This window comes from Simplicispira hankyongi (assembly GCF_003570885.1).
GTDB lineage: Bacteria > Pseudomonadota > Gammaproteobacteria > Burkholderiales > Burkholderiaceae_C > Simplicispira > Simplicispira hankyongi.
On record NZ_QXJC01000001.1, the window covers coordinates 812,360 to 837,596 of the forward strand.

Below are 25,237 nucleotides of genomic sequence, written 5' to 3' on the forward strand. Positions count from 1 at the left end.
TCTAGAGATTGCTTGCTCTTCCAAAGCGTTCCTCAATATATTTCTCAACAAGCACACGAAACTGCGAAACGATATCGTCTCCGCGCAAGGTCATCCGTTTTTCACCATCTATATACACAGGTGCCGCTGGAGCTTCACCCGTACCCGGTAAACTGATTCCAATGTCGGCGTGCTTGCTTTCCCCGGGTCCGTTGACGATGCAGCCCATGACCGCCACTTTGAGCGACTCGACACCAGGAAACGATTTCTTCCACTCCGGCATGCGTGCACGCAAAAAATCGTCGATATCTTTTGCAAGTTCCTGAAAAGTGGTACTTGTGGTCCGACCACAGCCTGGACAAGCTGTTACGCTGGGAACAAAGCGTCGCAATTCGAGCGCCTGGAGAATTTCCGAAGCCACCACCACCTCCTGATTTCGGCTCTCGCCAGGTTGCGGGGTAAGTGACACCCGAATTGTGTCTCCAATTCCTTCCTGAAGCAAAATAGAAAGCGCCGAGGCAGAAGCCACCGTCCCTTTGGTGCCCATGCCTGCTTCTGTCAAACCAAGATGCAAGGCATAGTTGCATCGTTTGGACAATTCCCGGTAAACAGCAACCAGATCCTGTACTCCGCTGACCTTGCAGGAGAGAATAATTTGCTCGCCTGCAAGACCAATTTGCTCAGCCCGCTGGGCGGATTCAACAGCGGAGGAAATCAACGCCTCATACATCACCTGCCGCACATCCCACGGAGTGGGGCGGCGGCTGTTTTCATCCATCAAATCAGCAAGCAACTCTTGGTCCAAACTCCCCCAATTCACACCAATCCGCACAGCCTTGTTCCACCGTGCTGCAGCCTCAATCATCATGCCGAACTGACGATCCCGTTTTTCGCCTTTCCCTACATTTCCCGGGTTAATACGGTATTTCGACAATGCTTTGGCACATGCAGGGTAGTCTGTCAGCAAGGTGTGCCCATTAAAATGGAAATCTCCAATTAATGGCACATGAACACCCATGCGGTCGAGCTGCTCCCGGATATAAGGAACAGCCAAGGCAGCCTCGGGCGTATTCACCGTAATACGCACAAGCTCAGACCCTGCCAAGGCCAGTTCCTTAACCTGAATTGCAGTCTCCACTGCATCGACAGTATCGGTATTGGTCATCGACTGAATACGCACCGGCGCATTCCCGCCTACCGTCACCACGTGGCCATTGCACTCAATACGTGCCTGGCGCGTAAGTTTTCTCACTGGCTCAGAAAATGAAATGGGTTGTTTGTCGGACATCTTCTGAATCACGGTTGGATCTCAAACCTTGCCACATTTTCCCGTGCCAAGGATGCAATATCGAACTTCTCTCCCATCACACTTACCTCTGTCGCATCAGCACGCCCTACGACCACGCTCAATCGGCCTGGCTGATTGACGGAGGCAGTTTCTCCCGCGCGCAATGTGCGCTCAAGAAGAATTGCCCCCTGCGCGTCTTTCACCTGAACCCAGGTCTCACCACGTGCAGTCATCATCAGCCGCGGTGTGTTCACGGCGACTGGTTGGTCCGGCTCGGATGCGAGTGTGGTGGGAATCGGTTTCATTGCTGGAGTCACTGGCTCCACGGGCGCCACTGGTGCGGTGGCCTGCGGCGTAGCCGCTGCGGCTTCTATCAGTTTGCCAGCTGCAACAGTGCCAGCAGATGACGGCAATGTGTTGACCACCGCAGATGGCTGTGAGTTGGGGGCATTTGCAAAATCCAGTCGGAGCCATGCGCTCGGCATCCACGCAAGAACGCCAGCCCCTAACAAAAGGACGATGACCAACAACCCAAGTGGCCGGGAAACCCGCGCCAATACGCTCCTCGACCCCGAGCGCTCCGAGCCATCTCGAAAAACTGCATTGACGCCAGCATGATTGGCAGGCAAGAACTGAGCAGCAGCCTGTGGCAGCAACGCAAGCACAGGAGCAGGGTCCATTTTCAACGTCCGGCAAACACTGCTCGTCAACGCACGGGCAAAAACAGCATCTGGCAAAGCCTCTAAATCGTCTCGCTCAAGTGCTTCAATCTTGCTGACCGGGACTTTGAGAGAAAACGCAATTGTCTCGATATGAATACCCGCGGACAACCTGGCCTGGCGCAGCAATTGCCCTGCGGAAGAAGCCGAAGTATTGTCACAAACACCCTCCACCGACTCGTCCCACTCGCCCTTACTCATCAAAAGCACCCCGTTGGAAGTCAGCGAGCTGGCGTGAATCAGGAAAACGGCGACGCAGTTGATCGCCAAGTTGGCGCACAGCTACCGAATCGCCGAGGGCTTTTTCAATTTTGATACCCAGCCAAAGCGATTCTGCATTTGCGAGATTGGTATTGTTAATTCGCCGAATATAGAATTGCGCACTCTTATAATCTCCCCGCTGGAATTTCAGCGCGCCAATGTTGTAGCCAATGAATGGATTTCCTGTATCAAGTTCATAAGCCGCCAGGAGCGTTTTTTCAGCAACCGCCGGATTACCCGCGCGTGCCTGACACAACCCCTGCGTCATAAGGGTTTTACTTCTATCGCTGTATTTTGGATTTGCCAATACAGTCGTAAAAATCTGATCTGCTTCAGTATATTTCTTTAACTGGCACAAAAGCCAGCCACGGTTGTGTAGAATATCTGGATCACCTGGACGCAATGCCAGTGCGCGCTGAAAGCTATCATCGGCCTGCACGAGATCATTGAGCTGCATGAAGACAAGCCCCCGCACGTTGTATGCGTCGGGGTAGCTGGGATCAATTGCAAGCGACTGCTTCACTTCATCCAAGGCCACCTTAGTCTGTCCTAGACCCAAATAGCTGACGGCCAGTTCCAGGCGAATACGTGCGCGGCGTCGCACCTCGGGCTCATCTGACGATGTCAGATACTGCCCTTCCTGCGCTCCAGCCGTCGTTTTTCCGAGCCCGGCGCATCCAGTGAGCCCCGCTCCCATACCCAAGAGCAAGCACAGCGTCAAAAGGGTTTCGATCCAAAATCCCCAACGCACGGAAGACTCAGTCAATGTCGGCCTCCTTAAAAGCGGATGCCGCCTTCTCCGCAAAATGAATGGGCGCAGTGCGACGCACTGCCATACGCTGTATGACGCGCGTGCGATCCTTGACTTCCCCTGCAAGCTGCCCGCACGCCGCATCAATGTCGTCTCCCCTCGTTTTCCTGACGGTGGTCACAATGCCTGCATCATTGAGCATCTGTGCAAATTCAGCGATCACACTTTGCTCTGAGCGAACCAATCCTGATGCAGGAAACGGGTTGAACGGAATCAAATTGAATTTGCACCACTGCCCGACAGGCCCAGCATCGCGCACCAGCGCAATTAATTGCCGTGCGTGCTCAGGACTATCGTTAACTCCATGGAGCATGCAGTATTCAAAAGTAATGAAATCTCGCGGAGCATGCTCGAGATAGCGCACACAGGCGCTCATCAATTCTTGCAGCGGGTATTTGCGGTTCAGCGGCACCAAGCTGTCACGCAGCACATCGCCGGGAGCATGCAAGGAAACCGCAAGCGCAACAGGACAATCGACCGAAAGCCTATCCATGAACGGCACGACGCCTGAGGTGGATACGGTGACCCGGCGACGCGAAAGCCCGTAGGCATGGTCATCGAGCATTGTGCGCAAAGCGGGCACCAATGCTGCGTAATTTTGCAAGGGCTCGCCCATGCCCATCATCACCACGTTGGAGATGACCCGATCAGCGCAACCCAGCGTACGGCGCAGGGTGTGTTCGGCAAACCAGAGTTGCCCGATGATTTCACCTGCCGTCAGATTTCGGCTGAAGCCCTGGTGTCCGGTGGAGCAAAACCTGCAACCCACGGCGCAGCCGGCTTGCGAGGAGACACACAAGGTGCCCCGCCCGTCTTCCGGAATAAATACCGCCTCAATTGCGTTACCGCCTCCCACGTTGAAAAGCCATTTCACCGTACCATCGGTCGAGCGATGTTCACTGGCAATGGGAGGGGCCTGAACATAGGCATGCAACGCAAGTTTTTCGCGAAACCCCTTGGCAATATCGGTCATCTTGCCGAAATCGGTTTCTCCCTGCTGATGAATCCAGCGAAACAACTGAGTGGCGCGAAAGCGCTTCTCCCCAAGGTCTTGGCAAAAATCTGCCAGCCCTGCCAGGTCGTATTCGAGAAGATTCTTTTTCATGCCTATGTGCCCCAGTTCTCAACGTACAAATGCCGCAAACCCAGGGCTTACCAAGCTCTCAACGAGAATACACGGCCATGCCGGGAAAGAAGAAGCCAATCTCCACCTGAGCAGTCTCTAGCGCATCAGAGCCATGGACGGCGTTGGCATCGATGCTGTCAGCAAAATCAGCCCGAATCGTGCCCGCATCAGCCTTCTTGGGATCCGTTGCACCCATCAATTCACGATTTTTCAAAATCGCATTTTCGCCTTCCAGCACTTGAATCATGACGGGACCCGAAACCATGAAATCCACCAGATCCTTGAAGAAAGGACGCTCTTTGTGCACGGCGTAGAACTGCTCGGCCTCACGGCGCGAGAGATGCGCCATACGAGCAGCCACAATGCGCAAACCAGCTGCCTCAAAACGTGCGTAGATTTGACCAATGACGTTCTTGGCAACTGCGTCGGGCTTGATGATGGAGAGGGTGCGTTCAGCAGACATTCTTGAAATTCCTGTAGTAGAAAGAAATCATCTTTTGCCAGTGCGACAAAACTCTTGATTCTAGCTGGCGCTGCGGCAGACGCCGCAAGCGAGGCCAGGTACACCTGGCTCTGCCTTAACGCCCACGCCGACGAGCACCTGAAGCGGAACGGGTGTCGCGGCGCTGCTCTTGGCGCTGACGTTTCAGGCTATCCAAGCCAATGTAGCCAACGGAGGTCTTCAACGGATCGGGTTGCGCTCCCGTAGCTGCGCTCTTGGCATTGGCTGGCTTGCGTCCAGAATTGGGCAGCGCCGCAGCGCCGTCGCGAGATCGGGTGCGTGTGTCGCGCCCTCCTGAACTGCCGAATCGCTGCCCAGGCCCGGCCGGCTGTCTGGGCGCAGTTGCCCCCGCTGCCTGCACCAACGCGCGAATGTCTCCTTCTCCGAGTTCAACAAAAGTGCCTCGGCGCAGGCCTTTGGGCAGCACCATGGCGCCGTAGCGAATGCGGATCAAGCGGCTGACCGCGTGTCCCACGCTCTCCAGCATGCGCCGAACTTCGCGATTGCGCCCTTCCGAGATGGTGACGCGGTACCAGCAGTTGGATCCCTCACCGCCACCTTCTTCGATAGTGCCAAATGCAGCCAAACCGTCGTCGAGCTGGACCCCGGCGAGCAGGCGCTCTTTTTCTTCCGCGCTCAACGCCCCCAGAACGCGCACCGCATACTCACGCTCCAGGCCAAAGCGGGGATGCATGAGCTGGTTGGCAAGCTCACCAGAACTGGTGAACAGTAGCAAGCCTTCTGTATTGAGGTCCAGCCTTCCTACGGATTGCCACTTCCCATGTTGCAGGCGCGGAAGTTTGCGAAAGACGGTTGGACGATTTTGTGGATCGTCGTGCGTTACCACCTCGCCAACGGGCTTGTGGTATGCGATGACACGTGCAGGAGGAGGGTCAATGCGGTAGCGTATCGGCTTGCCGTTCACCTTGACCTGATCGCCATATTGAATGCGCTGGCCAATGTGGGCAGGCTCGTTGTTGACCGAGATTCGCCCCTCTAGGATAAGCTGCTCCATTTCCAGGCGCGAGCCCAAACCCGCTTGCGCCAAAACCTTGTGCAGCTTGGGCGTTTCCGTCTGAGGTGGCAAGACACGCTTGAAAACGGTATCTACCGCTTCGGTCGTGTCGGCGTCAAACTGCCCGGACACCACATCGGCAAAGACATAGCCCTCTGAATCAGGCTGTTGCGCATGCCGAGCACGTTGAACGCCACGCGCTACAGCGTTTCCACCCGCCCTTTTTTGCACGCTCTGCTCCTGTCCGGGCTCGGAATTCCCTAGTGCCGAAGCATCGGAAGAGGAAGGAGCGACAAAAGAGTCTGCCGGAAGTGCGCCCCTGGGGGCCTCGGGATGGTTCATATAGGTACGACGTAGATAACGTGCTGCTTACTGACTGATAGCATCAGCTTGCCTAAACTCAGAAAATTCAGGTTGTTCCAAAGACACTCCCACGTGCGACTGCACCGATGCATCCATGGCACTGAATGCATGTGGAAGATCAAGCTCAGGCAATTGGCTGAGCGACTGTAAGCCGAGATCGTCCAAAAACTGCCGTGTGGTGGCAAGCAATGCCGGCCGCCCCACCGTTTCGCGATGGCCAATCGCTTCAATCCATCCCCGATCCTCAAGCTGCTTGAGAATCAGACTGTTGACCGTGACCCCACGCACCTCTTCGATGTCACCACGCGTCACAGGCTGGCGGTAGGCAATGATGGCCAGTATTTCCAATGCTGCCCGAGAATAGCGGGGCGGCTTTTCTGGATGGAGCCGATCAAGAAATTCGCGCATCGCAGGCCGCGACTGGAAGCGCCACCCAGAAGCGATTTGCACCAGTTCCAGACCACGCTGTGCCCATTCAAGTTGCAGGTCCTCAAGCAATTGCTTGATGGTGTCCGCTCCGATCGCATCGTCGAACAAAATACGCAGTTCGCGCACGCTAAGGGGCTGCTGCGCGCAAATCAGGGCGGTTTCGAGAACCCGTTGGGCGTCCACCGTCATCATGGTCGTCGGCGTCTCCGGGAAATGGCTGCGCAGCGGCAGGTCAAAAAACAAATAGGGAATTTTTTTGGGAGGGGTGAGCGTGGTGCGCACGCACAGTGTGCACTGTGTCAAACCCTGACCTCAAACAAAAAAACCGCTGACATGCAGGCTTGAGGCGCTTAATTGTAGTGCAATGCACCCAGGAACCGACGTGTCACATCCCTTGAAGACCCGCTGCACGCAAGGCACTCTGCATATCTGGGGGAAGGCAGGCGTCAAAAGAAAGCGGGCGCCCTTCCACTGGATGGTCGAACCTCAAATGAAAAGCGTGCAGCGCTTGGCGTGAAAGACCAAGGTCTGGTGTACCGCCATAGAGGACGTCGCCCACGAGCGGTAAGCCGATATGCGCCATGTGCACCCGTATCTGGTGGGTTCGGCCTGTATGCAGGGTGCAGCGCACCAGGCAATGCGCCGGGCCTTGCTCCACCAGGCAAAGGTCGGTTCGCGCCGTCTTGCCCGCCTGCCGCGTCAGATCGACCACCGCCATACGCAGGCGGTTGCGCGGATCGCGGCCAATGGCGGCGTTCTCCTCACGCTCCGCCGGCCCTTGCCAGCGTCCCTGTGCGATCGCAAGGTAGTTCCGATGCACTTGGCGCATGCCAATCATGCGCACCAACACGTCCATAGCAGCGCGTGTGCGCGCCACCACCATCAAACCACTGGTGTCCTTGTCAAGGCGATGCACGATACCAGCGCGCGGCACTTGCGCGGCACTGGCATCACGCCCCAACAAGGCATTTAATAGCGTTCCACTCCAATTGCCGGGGGCGGGATGCACCACCAAGCCTGCCGGCTTGTTGACCACCATCAGATGTGGATCCTCGTAGATCACATCAAGCGCGATGTTTTCTGCACGAAACGCTTGGCTTTCCTGCGTGGGCCGCATTTCCAGTTCAATGCAATCACCCACTTTCACACGCAGTGAAGGTTTGCGCAAAATTTGGTGGTTGACGCACACGGCGCCAGCAGCCACCAATTGCTGCAAGTACGAGCGCGAAAACTCGGGCACCTGCTGCGCCAAAGCCCGGTCAAGGCGCTCGCCATGGTGTGCACTGACTATTGCCAACCTGCGGACCTCAATGGAAGCCGGCGTGTCATCTGCTTCGTCGAGGTCTTCTTGCAAAACACTCGACACGAAAGCGCGCTCGTGCGCCGAAGGGGCCATTCGATCAACGGGCCGGCAGGTAGCGCGCGGGATCGACAGGTTTTCCTTGGCGGCGGATTTCGAAATGGAGTTTCACCCGATCAGAATCTGTGCTGCCCATTTCGGCAATTTTCTGGCCCCGGCGCACTGTCTGGTCTTCCTTGACCAGCAGCGTTCGATTGTGGGCATAGGCCGTAAGAAAAGTATTGCTGTGCTTGAGGATGATGAGGTTTCCATAGCCTCGCAAGCCCGCTCCCGCGTACACCACGCGCCCGTCGGCCGCAGCCAGAATGGCGTCGCCACTCTTACCCCCAATATCCAAGCCTTTGTTGTGTGCTTCGTCAAAACCCGCAATCAAGCTACCGCTCGAAGGCCAGATGAAGCTGGTACCGTCTTCAGCGGCGGCTGCGCCCGCCACCGCAGGCGCTGCAGAAGCAGTAGCTACAGCAGGTGCTGCCGATGCCGATGCCGATGCCGATGCCGATGCCGATGCCGAAGGCGGCTGCGACTGCGCGGGCGCTCCTGCGGCCACCGGGGCGACTGAAGGTGGAGCGACAGGGCGCGTGACCACCCCCGGATTGGCTTGCGCAGCATTTGCGACACCTGGGGGCGTTACCCGAAGCACCTGGCCTACTTCGATCAGATTGGTATTTTCTATCTGATTCCAGCGCGCAATATCTTTCCAGCTTTGGCCCGTGTCGAGGCCAATCCGAATGAGGGTATCCCCCGGTTTGACAATATAGGTGCCAGGACGCGCGACGTTGTCTTGTTGAGTGGTGGTCGTAGGCGAAACCACTACTGCAGCCACGGGAGCAGACGCCGCAGCCGTCCCCCTGTCTTCCACCGGGGCACGCGTCATTCGAGTGCTGCATCCTGCGAGCGTCAAACCGGCAATCAACAGGGAAATCCCTAGAACACGAACACGCGAAACCAGCATAAGTATTTTCCTTCAACCAAGACCCGATTTTAGGGGTACGAAATGCACGGGCTCGAGCAAGGTTTGCGTAAAGCCTTGCGCTGAGCGATCAATGACCAGCAGAGACTGAGTTCCAGAAGCGTCGGCAATCGGCGCCACCAATCGCCCACCCACCGCCAGCTGCTCGCACCAGGCAGGCGGCAAGGCCGCTCCACCAGCAGCCACCAAAATGCCGGCATAGGGAGCGCCAGTGGGGAAACCCAAGGTTCCATCCCCCAAGAGCAGATGCACATTGGCAAGGCGCAACGGCCGCAAGTTGGCACGGGCACGCTCATGCAATCCGCGAAGACGCTCGATGCTGTAGACCTCCCGTGCAAGCCTGCTGAGCACCGCAGCTTGATAGCCACAGCCCGTGCCGATTTCAAGTATGCGGCCTAAGCCATTGGTGCGCGCACCAGGCGCCCCAAGAAGAAGCTCCACCATTCTGGCGACTACGCTGGGCTTGGATATGGTTTGTCCAAGGCCAATCGGCAAACTGGTGTCCTCATAGGCCTGGTTGGCCAATGCAGAATCAACAAAGCGGTGTCGTTCCACCGCGCGCATGGCCTTGAGCACTTCAAGGTTGGCCACGCCCCCTGCCGCAAGGCGCTCAATCATGCGCTCACGTACGGCGGACGAATCGAGGCCGACGCCCGCAGGGGCTACCGTTGACGCCCATGAGGCAATGCGGCGCGGAGCCGCAGTCGAACTGTGTGCTGGCACTGAAGCGCCTTTTGGAGACGCCGCGATGCGTGCAGGGAATCCCGGTCGGCGCTGGTTCATGCCGCTTCCGAAGCACCTGCACCATGCGCGCTGGTACCCCACTGCGCGGCACTCTGGGCCCAATACCGAAGATTGTCATGATCGGTAAGGTCAACCTTCAGAGGCGTCAGCGCCACATGGCCGTGCGCAGTGGCATGGAAGTCGGTCCCTTCGGTATCGTCCTTGGCAGCACCGGCACTGCCGATCCAGTACATCGTGTCGCCGCGAGGGCTCTCTTGCACAATCACGCGCTCAGCGGAATGGCGACGCCCCAGCCGACAAATTTTGAGCGAACGCATGGCATCGAGCGGCAAATTGGGCATGTTCACATTGAGCAGCCAGGGCGGCTGACCCGACAGGCTGCCTGCCGTCAGCTGCTGCACGATCTCAGTTGCCTTGGCAGCCGCTGCCTCAATTTCGCCCCAACCTTTATCGACCTGTGAAAACGCAATCGCCGGGATACCAAACAAGTAGCCTTCCATGGCCGCGCCCACCGTGCCTGAATAAATCGTGTCGTCACCCATGTTGGCGCCGTTGTTGATCCCCGAAACGATGAGGTCGGGCCGATAGTCAAGCAGACCTGTCAGCGCGATATGCACGCAATCAGCGGGCGTGCCATTGACGTAGCGAAAACCGTTCGAAGCGGTCTGCACATACAGAGGCGCGTGCAAAGTCAATGCGTTCGATTTGGCGCTGTTGTTGTGCTCGGGCGCCACCACCTCGACTTGCGCTACGCGCGCCAGCGCCGCATGCAGCGCCACGATGCCGGGCGCCTGAAAGCCGTCATCGTTGGAAATCAGTATCTTTAGGGTGCTGGGCATCGGCTGTGGATTGTAGGCTGCGCACCGCGACCAAAGCCCCACCCCAAACGCCGTCGCTACCGAGACATTCACACCCTCAATGCCCACCCTATCATCGCGATTTGTCGAATCAGGAGACATCCCATGCACGCTTGGCTATGCACCCAACCCACCGGCGTCGAAGCCCTCCAATGGACACAATTGCCTACACCGGTGCCAGGTCCCGGTCAGGTGCTCATCGAAATCAAGGCAGCGAGCCTGAACTTCCCTGATCTGCTGATCGTGCAGAACAAGTACCAGATGAAGCCAGCCTTGCCATTTGTACCTGGCTCGGAATACGCAGGTGTGGTGCAGGCCGTGGGGCCGGATGTCACCCATCTCAAACCAGGACAAAGTGTTGCCTGCCTGTCGGGCACCGGTGGCTTCGGGACCCACACGCTGGCGCCCGCGGCGCTGTGCATGCCCCTGCCCGACGGGTTTCCCCACGTGGACGCGGCGGCCTTCATCATGATCTATGCCACCTCCTGGCACGCACTGGTGGACCGCGCAGCGCTCAAAGCGGGCGAGACGGTGCTGGTACTCGGGGCAGCGGGCGGCGTGGGAACCGCCGCCATCCAGATCGCCAAGGCCATGGGCGCGCGGGTGATCGCAGCAGCCTCCACCGATGAAAAATGCGCCTTGTGCCGGTCACTCGGGGCCGACACCACCATCAACTACAGCACCGAGGACTTGCGGGACGCCATCAAAAAAGCGACCGACGGCAAAGGGCCGGACGTGATTTACGACCCGGTGGGCGGCGACTTCGCCGAACCGGCGTTTCGCTCGATTGCCTGGCGCGGCCGTTACCTTGTGGTGGGCTTTGCCTCGGGTCCGATTCCCTCCCTGCCCCTCAACCTCCCCTTGCTCAAGGGCGCATCGCTGGTGGGCGTGTTCTGGGGCGAATTTGCCAAACGCGAGCCCAAGGCCAATGCGGCGATGATGGGGGAGTTGGCACAGTGGTATGCGCAAGGCCGCATCAAGCCCGTGATCGACCGCACCATGCCGATGGCAGAGCTGCCGGCAGCCTTTGCCCGCATGGGTTCGCGCGCGGTTCAGGGGAAGCTGGTACTGGTGAACTGACGCTTTCCTGCTCCAGAAAGCACGTTGCCCCTTGCGGGCATGTCACACTCGCGTGTCTTTTTTCAGGTGATGGTTCATGGCTGAGCGGAATCCTTCGGACCTTGCGCGCGAAACGTTGAAACAACTCGCTGTTCGACGCATGGCGCCTACGCCAGATAATTTTCGCAATATCTACGACGAAATCGCGGGCGTTCGCAGTCCGGCGCCTTTCCCTGAAGGGCCGCTGCGCCAAATTTTGCGTGTGGTCCCTGGGCAAACCCCAGTGCAGCGACGATTGCTGGACCAGTTTGAAAAGGCGGTCGGCGCAAACGACTGGACGGCGCTCCAGGCCGTCATGGTCGGGTACGCCAAACTCGGTTTGGGCGGAGCTTCGATCGCTGAATCGGCACAGGCAGCCCAGCCAGCAATTGTGCTGCCAGACGATCTTGCCGAGCAGATTGCCCGGATGGTGGACAACACGCTTGCCGGGCTGAGCACGGACGACACGCGGGTCCACCTGCTCGGCGATCAGCTGGTGCAGTTCCTGCGCTCCCCCTCTCCTCCCGCCAGTACCCTGCAGTTGATGCTGGCCAACTTCAGCTTCCGGCTCTCCTTTGCCACGGAAGACCAGGCTGCGGTGCGCAATTTGCTGCTCGAACTGCTGCACATGGTGTTCGAAAACATGGCGGCATTGAGCGTGGACGATCGCTGGCTGGCTGGCCAGACCGAGGCCCTGGTACAAGCCACGGCGCAGCCGCTGACGCTGCGCCGGTTGGACGACGTGCAACGCCGCCTCAAAGACGTCATCTTCAAGCAGACCGAGGCCAAGGGCCGGATGGTGGAAGCGCAGGAGCAGATGAAGGAGATGCTGAGCGCCTTCATCGAGCGCCTGGGCACGATGACCGAAGCCAGCAGCATCTACCATGAAACCATGGAGGGTTGCGCAGAGAAAATTGCCCGTGCCAGCACACTCGAAGAGATTGCACCCGTGCTCAAGTTGGTCATGGGCACCACACGCTCGATGGCGCTCGACAGCCGCGCAGCGCACGACGAACTGCACGAGTTGCGCCAGCGCGCCCAGGACAAGCACGACGAATTGGTGCGCCTGCAGCAAACACTCGACCAGGTGAGCCTGCAGGCACGCCACGACCCCCTTACCGGCTCGCTCAACCGCAAGGGGCTGGACGAAGTGCTCGAGCGTGAAATCTCGCGTGGCCGCCGCGCGGAGACGCCGCTGTGCATAGCGCTGCTCGATGTGGACAATTTCAAGCAGATCAACGACCGCCTTGGCCATGCGACGGGCGATGCAGCACTGGTGCACCTGGCCGATGTGGTGCGCTCGGTCATGCGACCGCAAGACATGCTGGCGCGCTACGGCGGAGAGGAATTCGTCCTTGTGCTGCCTGACACGGCGCTGGCGTCCGGGATTGAGGCCATGCAGCGCCTGCAGCGCGAGCTGACCAAGAATTTCTTCCTCAAGGACAACGAAAAGCTCCTCATCACCTTCAGTGCCGGGGTGGCCGAACTGGCGGCCAGCGAAGACAGCGACGGGGCGATCAAGCGGGCCGACCAGGCGATGTACCTGGCCAAGCGCCAGGGCAAGAACCGTGTCGTTGCCGCTTGACCGCCGTGGTGCATACACCCCTTGATCGGCGGTACTTTCTCGCGCTGGCGGCGCAGACGGCCGTGGCAGGAACCCTGCCACGCTCCGCCTGGGGCGCGCGCGCCTTGCACCACGACCCGTTTGGCCTCGGCGTAGCCAGCGGCGACCCAAGCCCTGACGGATTCATTCTCTGGACGCGGCTGCTTGGCGACGGCGCACCGTTGGCGGACACCGCCCTTCCCGTGCGCTGGGAGGTGGCCGAAGACGCCGCCTTTCGCCGCATCGTGCAGCGCGGTTCCGCCATGGCCATGCCCGAGCTTGGGCACAGCGTGCATGTGGAAATCAAGGGCCTGCCTTCTGGTCGCTGGTACCACTACCGCTTCCACCACGGCGCCGCCACCAGTCGCGTGGGGCAGGCGCGCACCGCACCGGCCCTGCAAGACCTGCCAGCGCGCTTGCGGCTGGTATTCGCCTCGTGCCAGCGCTGGGAGCATGGCTACTACGCCGCCTGGGCGAACGTGGCCCGCGAGGCTCCCGATCTCGTGCTTTTCCTGGGCGACTACATCTACGAATACGCCACACCCACAGACCCCATGGGCCTGGCGCGCGTCCACGCCCTGCGCCACGCCAGCACCCTGGCCGATTTTCGCGACCGGTACGCGCTGCACAAGAGCGACCCGCAATTGCAAACCGCGCACGCAGCGTGCCCATGGGTCGTCACCTGGGACGACCATGAGGTTCAAAACGACTGGGCGGGAACCACCGGCCGTTGGGACCGCGCTGGCTTTGCAGATTTGCGCAACGCGGGCTTTCAAGCGTTTTATGAACACATGCCGCTGGGCGCCGCCAGGCTCGCGGGGCCGGGCTTTGCCGCACTGCAGCTCTACAGACGCCTGGCCTGGGGCCAACTCGCCCAGTTGCATGTCCTCGATGGGCGCCAATACCGCGACCGGCAGGCCTGCCGCCGTGCCAACGCATCCGGCGCTGGCGCCGTGCCAGCGGGGCAATGCGCAGAACTTGAACAGGCCACACGCAGTTTTCTTGGTGGCACGCAGGAACGCTGGCTGGATGCGGGCTTGGCACAGGATGCTGCGCGCGGCGCGCGCTGGAGCGTGCTCGCTCAGCAGACGCTGTTCTCACCGCGCCACTACCCTTCTGGCATACAGTCCACCGACACCTGGGACGGCTACCCCGCAGCGCGCGAGCGCCTGACGGCCAGCATCGCGCGGCACACGCCGGCACGCACGGTGGTGCTGGGGGGCGACATTCACCAGAACTACGTCTGCCGGGTGCCCAAGAAGGCGCAAGCGTTGGAGGGGCCGGCGGTAGCGAGCGAGTTTTGCGGCACCTCGATCTCCTCGCGCTCCGGTGCCACGCAGGTAAAGCTCGATGCCATCGTGCGGCGCAATCCGCATATCTTGCTGGCGCGCTGCGGTGAGCGCGGTTACGGCCTGGCCGAGATCACGCCCACGCTCTGGACCACCCACCTGCAGGTGGTGCAGGACCCGATGCGGATGGACAGCACCGTCCACACACTGGCGAGCTTTGTCGTCGAACCCGGCCAGCCTGGGCCGGTTCGAGAGGCGTAGGCTGGGCCGAAAAACTATCGAAATAGTAGCTGCTGGCGCATACTGGATAAGCGCTAGAGGCCAAAAACACCAATATTTTTAGCCTCTTGATTTGGGACTGACAAACAGATCGAGACGTCAGACGTCGATGGCCGCCGCCGACCCAGCTTGCTTGCGCAACTCGAACTTCTGGATTTTTCCGGTACTGGTCTTGGGCAACTCGCCAAACACCACGGCACGTGGCACCTTGAAGCCGGCCAGGTGCCGCTTGCAGTGGGCGACGATGTCCTCCTGCGTGGTCTGGGCGCCCACCTTGAGCTCCACGAAGGCGCACGGCGTTTCACCCCACTTCGGGTCTGGCCGGGCGACCACGGCAGCGGCAAGCACGTCCGGGTGGCGGTAGAGCACGTCTTCGACCTCGATGGACGAGATGTTCTCGCCGCCCGAGATGATGATGTCCTTGCTGCGGTCCTTGATCTTGATGTAGCCGTCGGGGTACTGCACGGCCAGGTCGCCGCTGTGGAACCAGCCACCGGCAAAGGCTTCTTCGGTGGCCTGTGGGTTCTTCAGGTAGCCCTTCATGGCGATGTTGCCCTTGAACATGATCTCGCCCATGGTTTCACCGTCCTGTGGCACGGGCTGCATGGTTTCGGGGTTGAGCACACGCACATCGCGCTCAAGGTGGTAGCGCACGCCCTGGCGGGCGTTGAGGCGGGCGCGCTCGCCGATGTCGAGCCCGTCCCAAGCGGCGTGCTTGGCGCATACCGTCGCGGGGCCGTACACCTCCGTCAGGCCATAGACGTGGGTCAGGTCAAAGCCCATCTTTTCCATGCCCTCGATCATGGAAGCCGGCGGCGCCGCGCCCGCCACCATCGCCTTGATGCCGGAGGGCACGCCAGCCTTCATGGCGTCGGGCGCGTTGACCAGCAGGCTGTGCACGATAGGCGCGCTGCAGTAGTGCGTGACGCCGTGCTCGCGCATGGCATCGAAAATGGACTGCGCATCCACGCGGCGCAGGCACACGTTGACACCCGCGCGCGCCGCCACCGTCCACGGAAAGCACCAGCCGTTGCAATGGAACATCGGCAGCGTCCACAGGTAGACCGCGTGCTTGGGCATGTCCCACTCCAGCACGTTGCTGATGGCGTTGGCCGCCGCACCGCGGTGGTGGTAGACGACGCCCTTGGGGTTGCCCGTGGTGCCGCTGGTGTAGTTCAGCGCAATGGCATCCCATTCGTCGCCCGGCAGTTCCCAGGCGAAATGCGGGTCGCCAGCGGCCAGGAAAGTCTCGTAATCGGTGCCACCCAGCGGGTGCGCAGCCGGTCCGTACAGCGCGTCCTGCACCTCGATCAGGATAAGCGGCTGCTTTGAGCTGCGCAGCGCCAGCGCCTTGGCAAGCACGCCCGTAAATTCCGGGTCCACGATCACCGCCTTGGCTTCGCCGTGGTCCAGCATGAAGGCGATGGTCTCCGGATCGAGCCGGGTGTTGAGCGCGTTGAGCACGGCCCCGGCCATGGGCACACCGAAATGCGCTTCCACCATAGGCGGCGTATTGGGCAGCAGCACCGCCACCGTGTCGTTCTTGCCAATGCCCAGCCGTTGCAGGCTGCTGGCGAACTGGCGGCAACGCGTGTAGGTCTGTGCCCAGGTCTGGCGCAGGTTCCCGTGCACGATGGCAAGCCGGTCTGGGTAGACCTCGGCACTTCGCTCCAAAAACCCAAGTGGCGAGAGCGGGGCGAAATTGGCTGGGGTGCGCGGCAAATGCTGGTCGAATACGGATGTCATGGAACCCCCGGAAAAGTAGGTAAAAAAAGCGCCAAGCGCACACAATTCAATCACAGCATGCCCAGCTTGCGCCGTGCTGTCACGCGCCGCGGGTCCGCTGCTTGGCGCGGTACATGGCGGCATCGGCGGCAGCCATCAGGCCGCCAGCATCCTTGGCATCGCGCGGAAAGAGCGCAAACCCCACACTCGCGCGTATGGGCTGCACCCGCCCATTCAATTCAAGCGGCTGCGCCAGGGCCTGTTCAAGTTTCGCTGCCACCTGGGCAGCCTGCTCTGGTGTGTCGAGGTTCTCGCAGAGCACGGTAAATTCATCTCCCGCAAGCCGTGCCACGGTATCGCTCTGGCGAACAGTCTGCGTTGTCGTCCACGCCACGGCCTTGAGCACGGTGTCGCCAGCAGCATGCCCCAAAGCATCGTTGATCGCCTTGAAGTCATCCAGATCCACGAACAGCAACGCACACAGGTGCCCGGTTCGTTTCGCCATGGCGAGCGCCTGGGCAAGACGCTGCTCGAACATGCGGCGATTGGGTAGGCCCGTGAGCGGATCGTGGTACGCCAGATGCGCCATGTCGTGGTGGCGGGCGCTCAGTTCGTCGAGTTGCCGTCCGATCTGCTGCTCCATATGATTCAGGCTGCGCGCCAACTCACCCAGTTCATCACCCCGATCCACCGGCAACGTCCCGTGGCTGCGGCCTGCCGCAAAAGCCTGGGTCGCACGCACCATGGTCTTGATGGGGCCAGTGGCCACGCGCGAGACCAGCGCCGCCAGCAGCGCGGCTGCCGCACTGAGCACCACCAGCAGCCACAAGATGCGCCGGCCGAAATTCAAAACCTCGTTCTGCACCACGTTCAGCCGCTGCGAGAGGCCCACGACCATGAAGCGCCCATCTTCCTGCCCACCGTAGGGCAAGCGGGCAAAGGCATAGGCCTGGCGCACGGTGCCGCCGTCGTCCTGGCTGAATACCTGCTCACTCTGCTTGCCCTCCAACAGCGCTCGCACCGAGGGAAAGCGCTCCTGAATCAGAATGCGCTCGCCCTGGTTCTCGGCACCCAACACCTGCGCGGCGTCGGGGTGGTCAAGAAAATCACCCCATTGGTTGCTGAGATAGAAATCCAGCCCTTTGGGCAGAGTGGCACGGAAAATAGCAAGAAATGTGGGGGCACTCACATCCACCACCAAAACGCCGAGCAAATGCCCGCCGCTGGTGACAGGCATCGACAAATGGAAAACTGCTTCGGACGAGGTAGCTGCCTCGTCGAATGGCGTCGCCAGATTGATCTCCGATATGTAACTGGCGTCTACCGGCAAGCGCAATGCCTCAAAAAAGAAAGGCCGGTAGGCCTGCTCATGGAGTTCGGCCTGCTTGGCCTGCACGATGGATTCGCCCTGACGGCGCACCCGCACCAGTTCAAGTCCATGGTCGGCAACGCCGATGAGCCGGATCTGGCGATAGGCCGGCCTGGCCCCCAAGGTGGCCTTGAACGCATCGGCTATTGCAACACGCTGCTGCGCGTTCAACGGCTTTGCGCCGTGCGCCAGTGAAGACGCCACCGTTGTCAGCATTTGGGCATCGCGCGTAACGGACCCAAGCCCCGTCTGAAGGTAGCGCACCAACAAGCGTGTGGTGCCAAGCAATGCACTTTCTGCACGTGCCTGCAGCAGACTGCGTCCGGCATCAAAGGTGTAATAGGCAGCAAACGACGCCGCAAGTACGCTGAAGCTGGCAAGCAATAGCCCGAGGCGAAAGGCAATGCTGGTGCGCATGGTCAGAAACGCTCCGGCCGCTCGCCCGAAACGATGCGGCGCCACAGCCGTGAGCGCAGGGCTTCGTCTTCCAGCGGCTCCAGCCACAGAATTTTGGGGCTGGCTGCGCCTGCCTCAAGGCCTGGCGCTGGCTCCAAGGTGTTGGCCAACCCCTGGCGCAGCGTCAACGTATGGCTGACCGAGGGCTCGAGCATGTAGTTGATCCATTGGTGGGCCAGCAGTGGTTCTCGTGCCCCTGCCGGCACCGCCCAGCAATCGAGCCAGGCCAGAGCACCTTCACGGGGAATCACGTAGCCGACATCAATTCCCGCATCGCGCAGGAGCTTCAATTGCTGCTGCCCATAATTGGCAAACAGCAGCGCGGCCTTGTGGTCCCGAAACAATCGTACGGCTTCTTCAGGCAAGTTGTAGAACGCCAGCAGATTGCGGCGCAGTTCCACCAGATCGAGCGCCAGGCCTCGCATCTTCTCTGGAGGGATATGAAACGGCGGCAGGCCACGGTGCAGCGCGGCAAGGGAGAACCCATGGTCTGCGCTGTCAAACTCCAGCACCCGGCCGTGCCATTTCGGGTCCCACAGCGCTGCCCATGAATCCGGCGGAGCAGCCCATTGCGTGCGGTCATAGATCAAGCCCATTTCTGACCAGGTATAGGGCACTGCATAGACCCGCTGGGCATCCGAAATTCCGGCAATGGCCGAGAGCGGGTGAAACCTCGGCAACTGGTGGGCAAGATTGGGAATGGCCTGCACATTCAACGGCTGCAACTTCTTCGCATCCACAAGCCGTGCGATCTCTACCGTATTGGCGGCCACCACGTCAAACGCCGGCCGTGCACTCGCCATCTGGCTGCGCAAGGCTTCATCCGAGCTGACGATGGTCACTTCGACGCGCACACCATGGCGCTTTTCGAATTGCGCCACGACATCCGCGTCGGCATACCCCGGCCAAGCCAGAACACGCAGCAGCGGTGCGGCCTGCGCCGACACCGCAAACGCGCATGTTCCCAGCCAGCAGATCCATACCCATCGGAACTTGGCAAGCAGGTTCCATAGAGCCATTCGACCACCCATTGCCACCACGCATTGCCCTTTCCCTAAAACGTAACAAACAGTTTACGCGGGACAATGGCGTCGTGAGCATCCCCCAAACTTTTATCCAGGAGCTCCTCTCGCGTATCGACGTGGTTGAGGTGGTAGGCCGCTACGTTCCGCTGCGCAAAGCGGGCGCCAATTTCATGGGTCTTTGCCCGTTTCACGGGGAAAAGTCGCCTTCCTTCAGCGTAAGCCCGTCGAAGCAGTTCTTTCACTGCTTTGGCTGCGGCAAAAGCGGCAACGCCATCGGTTTCCTGATGGAGCACGCCGGTATGGGCTTTGTGGATGCTGTGGAAGACCTTGCGCGCCAGGTCGGTCTCACCGTGCCGGACGACCATGCCACTGCGGCAGACAAAGAGCGCGCGGCAGCGGCACGCCAGCACCAGGCTACGCTGAGCGAAGTGCTGGAAAAGGCGGCACAGGACTACCGAAAGCAGCTGCGCCAGTCGTCCAAAGCGATCGATTACCTCAAGGGCCGGGGCGTTTCGGGAGAAGTGGCTCAGCGCTACGGCCTGGGCTATGCACCGGAAGGTTGGCGGCACCTGGCCAGCGTTTTTCCACAGTACGACGAGCCCTTGCTTGCCGAAAGCGGCCTGGTGATCGTGGGCGAAGAAGATGGCAAACGCTACGACCGGTTTCGCGACCGCGTGATGTTCCCGATTCGCAGCGTCAAGGGCGAATGCATCGGCTTCGGCGGCCGGGTGCTCGGCGACGACAAGCCCAAATACCTCAATTCGCCCGAAACCCCAATATTCCACAAAGGCAACGAGCTCTACGGCCTGTTTGAGGCGCGCACCGCCATTCGCGAATCCGGTTTCGCACTCGTCACCGAAGGCTACATGGACGTGGTGGCGCTGGCCCAGCTAGGTTTTGAAAATGCGGTGGCCACGCTGGGCACGGCCTGCACCGCCGAGCACATTGCCAAGCTGCTGCGCTTTACCGACGGCGTGGTGTTCAGCTTCGACGGCGATGCCGCCGGCCGCCGCGCAGCGCGCAAAGCCCTGGACGCAGCCATCGCGCACGCAAGCGACACCCGCAGCATCAAGTTTCTGTTCCTGCCGAGTGAACACGACCCCGATAGTTTTGTGCGTGCGCATGGTGCCAGTGCGTTTTCACGCCACATTGCCGACGCCTTGCCCCTGAGCCGCTTCTTGATCGAAGCCGCCAGCGATCAGTGCGATCTGGGCACGTCAGAAGGCCGTGCCCGCATGTCCAGCAATGCGCGCGCCCTATGGGAGCCCTTGCCGGACGGTGCGCTCAAGCGCCAGTTGCTGGGCGAACTGGCAAGCCTCGCCCAACTCGACCCGCTGGATTTGCAGGAAGTGTGGCAGCAGGCTGCCGCTCGCACACGACCCCCTGCACCAGCGGCGCAGCGCGCGGGCGCTAGCGCTTCGCGCAGCAAAGGGCGCGAGGCCCCTGACATGGCCTTTGCCCCCTCCCCCGGCACACGGCGCGGGCGCGGAGCGCCCGCCAGTCGCAGCGACCATGCGGCGCGCCTGCTGCTCTCGCATATGGATTTCATCGATTCGCTCTCGCATGAAGACAATGCCTTGCTGTGTGCCCAGGCCGCGCCCCACGGCCCCCTGTTTGCCTGGATCGAAATGCAGTTTCACGAGCACGGCGCCTTGCCCTGGGCAGTGCTGCGCGAATCCTTGCGCGGCCATGCCTGCGAGCCCCTCGCAGCGCGCGTAATGACGGGAGCCCATGCGCAGACCGAGGGAGACACCCATGAACTGCAGCAGGAACTGCGCGGCCTGCTCAACCGCATGCTGGTAGACCAGATCAAGCTGCAGGAAAGTGCCGCCATCGCCGATTCAGCAAGCGACCCACAAGCCCTGCAACGCTACCGCGCACTGCAGGCCAGACGTCTCGCACTGGAGCGTCTGGCTCCGTCATCGTCTTGAAAAACGCAATATCGGTATAATGTAAGGTTCACTGGCAAGAGCGACAGCAACACCTCCGGGCCGGGCAACCGTGACAAACGCGCACGACCGCCCCCTTACCGCAAGGATTGCACACCAAATGATCGCCCAGACATCTTGCCTCGGAGCCCCATGGCTCCAAGGGTAAAGCTCAGCTTTTCCCTGTCACCCGCGCCGGGATTTCAGGCGCTTGTGTTGTCTTTGTTTCTTCTTGACCCGAGGTTGTCCATGCCCGCTCAAAAGCCAGCGAAGTTGCCCAAGTCCGCTCCCGCCAAGACCTCGCCCGTTTCTGCCAAGAAACCCGCTACCAAGGCTGCCGCCAAGGCAGCCGAGACGCCGACCGCCAAGAAAGCTCCTTCCGTGCCCATGACTGCCGCCAAGACCTCTGCTCCCGAAAAAAAGAAAACCACTGCCCGCGCAAAGGCCGGCGGCCCTGAGACCGAAGAGCCGGAAGTGACCAAAAAACCCGCGGTCCGCGCGACCAAGGGCGCAAGCTCTGCCAAGGCCGACAAGGCACCCAAGGCAACTGCTCGCAGCAAGAAGGGCAAGGCCGACGCCGACAGCGACGACGCCGACCTGTCGGACATTGAATCGGATCTGGAAGGTGAAGTCGAAGAGACAAGCGACGCAGCAACGACCGAGACCCCGGTCGAAAAGGTCAAGCCCCTGCGCATGAAGATCAGCAAGGCCAAAGAACGCGCCTTGATGAAAGAATTCGGCCTGGACGAAACCGTCCTCTCCGAAGAAGACTTGGCCAAGCGCCGCTCGCGCCTCAAGACCCTGATCAAGCTGGGCAAGACCCGCGGCTACCTCACACACGGTGAAATCAACGACCACCTGCCCGACAAGCTGGTCGATCAGGAGACGCTGGACGTCGTGATCTCCATGCTCAATGACCTGGGCGTGGCCGTCTACGAGCAGACACCCGACGCCGAACAACTGCTGGTCACCAACACGGCCCAGACGGCTGCCACCGAGGAAGAAGCCGAGGAAGCCGCCGAAGCCGCTCTGTCCACCGTGGACAGCGAATTCGGCCGCACCACCGACCCGGTGCGCATGTACATGCGCGAAATGGGCACCGTGGAATTGCTCACGCGCGAGGGCGAAATCGAAATCGCCAAGCGCATCGAAGGCGGCCTGATGGCCATGATGGAGGCCATCAGCGCCTCGCCGGCGACGATCGCCGAAATTCTCAATATGGGTGAGGAGATTCGCGAAGGCAAGGTCGTCATTTCGACCATCGTGGACGGTTTCTCCAACCCCAACGAGGCCGACGACTATGTGGCCGAGGAAGACTTCGACGAATTCGACGAGGACGACGACGACGACGGCAAAGGCGGCAGCAAGGCACTGACCAAGAAGCTCGAAGAACTCAAAAACGAGGCGCTGCGCCGCTTCGACAAAATGCGCGAGCTGTTCGAGAAGGTGCACAAGATCTACGACCGCGACGGCTACGGCACACCTGCGTACGTCAAGGCACAGCACGCCCTGTCGGCCGAGCTGATGACCATCCGCTTCACCGCCAAGACCATTGAAAAGCTGTGCGACATGGTGCGCAGCCAAGTGGACGACGTGCGCAAGAAAGAACGCGAACTGCGCCGCATCATCGTGGACAAGTGCGGCATGCCGCAGGAAGCCTTCATCAAGGAATTTCCGACCCACCTGCTCAACCTGGACTGGGTCGAGAAGCAGGCGCAGGCGGGCAAGCCCTGGAGCGCGGTGATGGCACGCAACATCCCGCCCGTGCAGGACTTGCAGCAAAAGCTGATGGACTTGCAGTCACGTGTGGTAGTGCCGCTCTCTGAGCTCAAACTTATCAACCGCCGCATGAACGAAGGTGAAGCCAGTTCGCGCGACGCCAAGAAGGAAATGATCGAGGCCAACCTGCGCCTGGTCATCTCGATTGCTAAGAAATACACCAACCGCGGCCTGCAGTTCCTCGATTTGATCCAGGAAGGCAACATCGGCCTGATGAAGGCGGTGGACAAGTTCGAATACCGCCGCGGGTACAAGTTTTCGACCTACGCCACCTGGTGGATTCGCCAGGCCATCACGCGTTCGATTGCCGACCAGGCACGCACCATCCGCATTCCGGTGCACATGATCGAGACCATCAACAAGATGAACCGCATCTCGCGCCAGCACCTGCAGGAGTTCGGCTTCGAGCCCGATGCGTCCGTGCTGGCCGAGAAGATGGAGATCCCGGAAGACAAGATCCGCAAGATCATGAAGATCGCCAAGGAGCCGATCTCCATGGAAACCCCCATCGGCGACGACGACGACAGCCACCTGGGCGACTTCATTGAAGACGGCGCCAACACCGCGCCGCTCGAAGCGGCCATGCAGGCCGGCCTGCGCGACGTGGTCAAGGACATCCTCGATGGCCTGACCCCGCGCGAGGCCAAGGTGCTGCGCATGCGTTTCGGCATCGAAATGACCAGCGACCACACGCTGGAAGAAGTGGGCAAACAGTTCGACGTCACGCGCGAGCGCATCCGCCAGATCGAAGCCAAGGCACTGCGCAAACTGAAGCACCCCAGCCGCAGCGACAAACTGCGCAGCTTCATCGACTCGCTCTGAGTCGCCTCTCCTCTCGCAAAGCCCCGGTCCGCATCAGCAGGCCGGGGCTTTTTGCTGGGCGCGCTGCATGGGGGTCGGAAACATCTCGGGACGGCAACAGACAAGCCAGGCGGGAGATTGCCGGCACCCGGACACAATCCGGCCACCTGGAGGCTAAGCGCTCAGGTGGCTTCGCCTTTTCTTGCACTTTCCACGGCTGTAGCGACCGCGCCCTCACCCTCCAGCGCCTTAATCTCTGCCATGGCGTACCCCAAACCTCCCAGCACTTGCACAGTATCTGCGGCAAAGCGCGGCGCATCGGCCCGCACCCCCAGACGCTCGCCACCCATGCGCAGCGGCAGCAGCGCGACCAGGGCATCTTCGCCTGCGCGCTCGCCATCGGGCAGCTTCATGCTCTGCAGGCCGCCCGAGGCCAGGAGGTGCGGATCGTGCAGCAGGTTCTCCGGTTTTTCGATGCGGGCAAACGGCAAACCTTCTGCCTCGAAGCGCGCAGCGAGCGCAGCCGCGTCCAGTTGTCCAAAACGCTCGCGCAACAGCGGAATCATCCGCTCCCGGGCGCGCACGCGGTCGTTGTTGCTGCGCAGGCCTTCGTCCTGCAGCAAATCATCGAATCCGAAGACGGTGCACAGCCGCACCCATTGCGGATCGCTCACGGCCGCAAGAAACACCTGTTCACCATCGCCAGAGGTGAAGATGTCGTACACGCCCCAGGAATGGATGCGCTCCGGCATGGGCGCGGCGGGCTGGCCGGTGACGGCAAATTGCATCATGTGCTGCGCGACCAGGAACACGTTGTTCTCAAACAGCGCCGAATCAATTTCCTGGCCCTGCCCCGTCTGGTTGCGCTGCATCAGCGCCGCAAGCGCCCCAATGGCGCCAAACATGCCGCCCATGATGTCGTTCACGCTCGCACCCGCCCGCAGCGGATCGCCCGAGCGGCCCGTCATGTAGGCCAGGCCGCCCATCATCTGCACCACTTCGTCGAGCGCACTGCGGTGCTCATACGGCCCGGGCAAGAAGCCGGTGTGGTTCACATAAATCAGGCCGGGGTTGGTCTGGCGCAGCGTGGCGTAGTCCAGCCCGAGCTTGGCCAACGAGCCGGGTTTGAAGTTTTGTACCACCACGTCGGCCGAGCCGGCCAACCGCAGGGCCGCTTCCAGCCCGCGCGGGTGGCGCAAATCGAGTGCCACGCTCTTTTTGTTGCGGTTGAACAGCGGGAAGAAACCAGCGCCGGCGCCTAGCAAATGGCGGGTTCTGTCGCCATCCACCGGTTCCACCTTGATCACCTCGGCCCCCAGATCCGCCAGCACCAGGCCGCATGTCGGGCCCATGACCATGTGGGAAAACTCGACCACCCGCAGGCCCGCCAGCGGCAGCTTCGGGCCTTCGGCAGCAGGCGAAACGATGGATTCTGGGGTGGTTTTGGCGGGCATCGGTCAG

The 25,237-nt window shown here is 60.8% G+C and carries 20 protein-coding genes; 5 read left to right on the forward strand and 15 right to left on the reverse strand.

The window, feature by feature from the left end; translation table 11 throughout:
• Position 1: 1 nt before the first annotated feature.
• The 11 genes from ispG to surE form a co-directional block, all read right to left on the reverse strand.
• Positions 2–1,267: a flavodoxin-dependent (E)-4-hydroxy-3-methylbut-2-enyl-diphosphate synthase gene (gene ispG / locus D3F03_RS03655; protein ID WP_199665417.1), complete on the reverse strand. Its 1,266-nt coding sequence runs from the start codon at positions 1,265–1,267 to the stop codon at positions 2–4.
• A gap of 8 nt (positions 1,268–1,275) precedes the next feature.
• Entirely contained in the window at positions 1,276–2,256 is a 981-nt protein-coding gene (locus D3F03_RS03660; RefSeq protein WP_158606128.1) for a helix-turn-helix domain-containing protein, read from the reverse strand.
• Positions 2,180–3,013 (reverse strand): type IV pilus biogenesis/stability protein PilW, encoded by an 834-nt coding sequence (gene pilW / locus D3F03_RS03665; RefSeq protein WP_245960483.1) that lies wholly within the window; start codon positions 3,011–3,013, stop codon positions 2,180–2,182. The genes D3F03_RS03660 and pilW overlap by 77 nt, the downstream gene beginning before the upstream one ends.
• Positions 3,006–4,163, reverse strand: a complete 1,158-nt coding sequence (rlmN, locus tag D3F03_RS03670) for a dual-specificity RNA methyltransferase RlmN (RefSeq protein WP_119107972.1) — start codon at positions 4,161–4,163, stop codon at positions 3,006–3,008. Before rlmN ends, pilW begins: the two co-directional genes overlap by 8 nt.
• A gap of 58 nt (positions 4,164–4,221) precedes the next feature.
• Complete coding sequence (gene ndk, locus D3F03_RS03675) at positions 4,222–4,647, reverse strand: nucleoside-diphosphate kinase (RefSeq protein ID WP_119107973.1); 426 nt, start codon at positions 4,645–4,647, stop codon at positions 4,222–4,224.
• Between the two features lie 115 nt (positions 4,648–4,762).
• Entirely contained in the window at positions 4,763–6,043 is a 1,281-nt protein-coding gene (locus D3F03_RS03680; protein ID WP_245960484.1) for a pseudouridine synthase, read from the reverse strand.
• A gap of 27 nt (positions 6,044–6,070) precedes the next feature.
• Positions 6,071–6,685 (reverse strand): SMC-Scp complex subunit ScpB, encoded by a 615-nt coding sequence (gene scpB / locus D3F03_RS03685; protein ID WP_119108554.1) that lies wholly within the window; start codon positions 6,683–6,685, stop codon positions 6,071–6,073.
• 193 nt (positions 6,686–6,878) lie between these two features.
• Positions 6,879–7,889, reverse strand: coding sequence for an RluA family pseudouridine synthase (locus D3F03_RS03690; RefSeq protein WP_119107975.1), 1,011 nt, complete (start codon positions 7,887–7,889; stop codon positions 6,879–6,881).
• A gap of 4 nt (positions 7,890–7,893) precedes the next feature.
• Complete coding sequence (locus D3F03_RS03695; protein ID WP_119107976.1) at positions 7,894–8,805, reverse strand: peptidoglycan DD-metalloendopeptidase family protein; 912 nt, start codon at positions 8,803–8,805, stop codon at positions 7,894–7,896.
• Between the two features lie 12 nt (positions 8,806–8,817).
• Positions 8,818–9,606 carry a protein-L-isoaspartate(D-aspartate) O-methyltransferase gene (locus tag D3F03_RS03700; protein ID WP_119107977.1) on the reverse strand — a complete coding sequence of 263 codons (789 nt, stop codon included), beginning with the start codon at positions 9,604–9,606 and terminating at the stop codon, positions 8,818–8,820.
• Entirely contained in the window at positions 9,603–10,406 is an 804-nt protein-coding gene (gene surE, locus D3F03_RS03705; RefSeq protein WP_119107978.1) for a 5'/3'-nucleotidase SurE, read from the reverse strand. Before surE ends, D3F03_RS03700 begins: the two co-directional genes overlap by 4 nt.
• Positions 10,407–10,529: 123 nt before the next feature.
• On the opposite strand from surE, the gene D3F03_RS03710 reads away from it, so the two are divergent.
• From D3F03_RS03710 to D3F03_RS03720, 3 genes are all read left to right on the forward strand, one after another.
• Positions 10,530–11,504 (forward strand): NADPH:quinone oxidoreductase family protein, encoded by a 975-nt coding sequence (locus D3F03_RS03710; RefSeq protein WP_119107979.1) that lies wholly within the window; start codon positions 10,530–10,532, stop codon positions 11,502–11,504.
• Positions 11,505–11,580: 76 nt separating this feature from the next.
• Positions 11,581–13,107: a GGDEF domain-containing protein gene (locus D3F03_RS03715; protein WP_119107980.1), complete on the forward strand. Its 1,527-nt coding sequence runs from the start codon at positions 11,581–11,583 to the stop codon at positions 13,105–13,107.
• Entirely contained in the window at positions 13,104–14,675 is a 1,572-nt protein-coding gene (locus D3F03_RS03720) for an alkaline phosphatase D family protein (RefSeq protein WP_425453068.1), read from the forward strand. The genes D3F03_RS03715 and D3F03_RS03720 overlap by 4 nt, the downstream gene beginning before the upstream one ends.
• A gap of 117 nt (positions 14,676–14,792) precedes the next feature.
• Here the strand turns inward: D3F03_RS03720 and D3F03_RS03725 are convergent, their stop codons facing one another.
• From D3F03_RS03725 to D3F03_RS03735, 3 genes are all read right to left on the reverse strand, one after another.
• Positions 14,793–16,439 (reverse strand): acyl-CoA synthetase, encoded by a 1,647-nt coding sequence (locus tag D3F03_RS03725; protein ID WP_119107981.1) that lies wholly within the window; start codon positions 16,437–16,439, stop codon positions 14,793–14,795.
• Between the two features lie 79 nt (positions 16,440–16,518).
• A complete protein-coding gene (locus D3F03_RS17485) occupies positions 16,519–18,204 on the reverse strand; it encodes a GGDEF domain-containing protein (protein WP_119107982.1) in 1,686 nt (561 codons plus the stop codon).
• Positions 18,205–18,206: 2 nt separating this feature from the next.
• On the reverse strand, positions 18,207–19,262 hold the full coding sequence (locus D3F03_RS03735; RefSeq protein WP_119108556.1) for an ABC transporter substrate-binding protein: 1,056 nt from the start codon (positions 19,260–19,262) through the stop codon (positions 18,207–18,209).
• A gap of 74 nt (positions 19,263–19,336) precedes the next feature.
• On the opposite strand from D3F03_RS03735, the gene dnaG reads away from it, so the two are divergent.
• A complete protein-coding gene (dnaG, locus tag D3F03_RS03740; RefSeq protein ID WP_119107983.1) occupies positions 19,337–21,199 on the forward strand; it encodes a DNA primase in 1,863 nt (620 codons plus the stop codon).
• 246 nt (positions 21,200–21,445) lie between these two features.
• Positions 21,446–23,797 (forward strand): RNA polymerase sigma factor RpoD, encoded by a 2,352-nt coding sequence (gene rpoD, locus D3F03_RS03745; protein WP_119107984.1) that lies wholly within the window; start codon positions 21,446–21,448, stop codon positions 23,795–23,797.
• Positions 23,798–23,958: 161 nt separating this feature from the next.
• On the opposite strand, the gene D3F03_RS03750 is transcribed toward rpoD, so the two are convergent.
• Positions 23,959–25,230 carry a CaiB/BaiF CoA transferase family protein gene (locus tag D3F03_RS03750; RefSeq protein WP_119107985.1) on the reverse strand — a complete coding sequence of 424 codons (1,272 nt, stop codon included), beginning with the start codon at positions 25,228–25,230 and terminating at the stop codon, positions 23,959–23,961.
• Positions 25,231–25,237 lie beyond the last annotated feature (7 nt).